This window comes from Pseudoalteromonas sp. SG43-4 (assembly GCF_014164325.1).
GTDB lineage: Bacteria > Pseudomonadota > Gammaproteobacteria > Enterobacterales > Alteromonadaceae > Pseudoalteromonas > Pseudoalteromonas distincta.
The window spans coordinates 1,516-3,032 of sequence record NZ_JACJFB010000039.1 but is presented as its reverse complement, the minus strand read 5'-3'; the positions used below and the strand labels follow the sequence as shown (position 1 = coordinate 3,032).

General features: G+C 48.7%; 1 rRNA gene (running past one end of the window). It reads left to right on the top strand.

Annotated features, from left to right (window positions below):
* The first annotated feature begins 51 nt into the window (after window positions 1-51).
* Window positions 52-1,517 (top strand): 23S ribosomal RNA (locus H5160_RS20310); it runs 1,469 nt beyond the window's last position.

The following is a 1,517-nucleotide window of genomic DNA, read 5'->3' as shown; positions in this document are numbered from 1 at the left end:
ACTTCTGGCGAAGTTAAACTGTCACAAAACAAAGACCCGTTTGGGTTGTATGGTTAAGTGACTAAGCGTACACGGTGGATGCCTTGGCAGTTGGAGGCGATGAAGGACGTATTAACTTGCGATAAGCCTAGTCAAGCTAGTAAAAAGCGCTTGAGACTAGGATTTCCGAATGGGGAAACCCACCTGCTTGCAGGTATCGTTAACTGAATACATAGGTTAACGAGGCGAACGCGGAGAACTGAAACATCTAAGTACCCGTAGGAAAAGAAATCAACCGAGATTCCGAAAGTAGCGGCGAGCGAAATCGGAACAGCCCTTAAGCTTATTATGTGTTAATGGAAGGCTCTGGAAAGTGCCACGATACAGGGTGATAGTCCCGTACATGAAAAGACATTTTAAGTGAAATCGAGTAGGTCGGAGCACGTGAAACTTTGACTGAATATAGGTGGACCATCATCTAAGGCTAAATACTCCCAACTGACCGATAGTGAACCAGTACCGTGAGGGAAAGGCGAAAAGAACCCCTGTGAGGGGAGTGAAATAGAACCTGAAACCGTGTACGTACAAGCAGTAGGAGCCCACTTGTTGGGTGACTGCGTACCTTTTGTATAATGGGTCAGCGACTTATATTTTGTAGCGAGGTTAACCGAATAGGGTAGCCGTAGGGAAACCGAGTCTTAACTGGGCGAATAGTTGCAAGGTATAGACCCGAAACCCGGTGATCTAGCCATGGGCAGGTTGAAGGTTGAGTAACATCAACTGGAGGACCGAACCCACTAACGTTGAAAAGTTAGGGGATGACCTGTGGCTAGGAGTGAAAGGCTAATCAAACCGGGAGATAGCTGGTTCTCCCCGAAATCTATTTAGGTAGAGCCTCGGACGAATACTTACGGGGGTAGAGCACTGTTAAGGCTAGGGGGTCATCCCGACTTACCAACCCTTTGCAAACTCCGAATACCGTAAAGTAATATCCGGGAGACACACGGCGGGTGCTAACGTCCGTCGTGAAGAGGGAAACAACCCAGACCGCCAGCTAAGGTCCCAAAGTCATAGTTAAGTGGGAAACGATGTGGAAAGGCCCAGACAGCCAGGAGGTTGGCTTAGAAGCAGCCATCCTTTAAAGAAAGCGTAATAGCTCACTGGTCGAGTCGGTCTGCGCGGAAGATGTAACGGGGCTAAACTATGCACCGAAGCTGCGGATTCAGAATTTATTCTGAGTGGTAGGGGAGCGTTCTGTAAGCGGTTGAAGGTGTACCGGGAGGTATGCTGGACGTATCAGAAGTGCGAATGCTGACATGAGTAACGATAATGGGAGTGAAAAACTCCCACGCCGGAAGACCAAGGGTTCCTATCCCATGTTAATCAGGGTAGGGTAAGTCGACCCCTAAGGCGAGGCCGAAAGGCGTAGTCGATGGGAAACAGATTAATATTTCTGTACTCGATATAATTGCGATGGGGGGACGGAGCAGGCTAAACAAGCATGGCGTTGGTAGTCCATGTGAAAGTGAGTAGGTTGG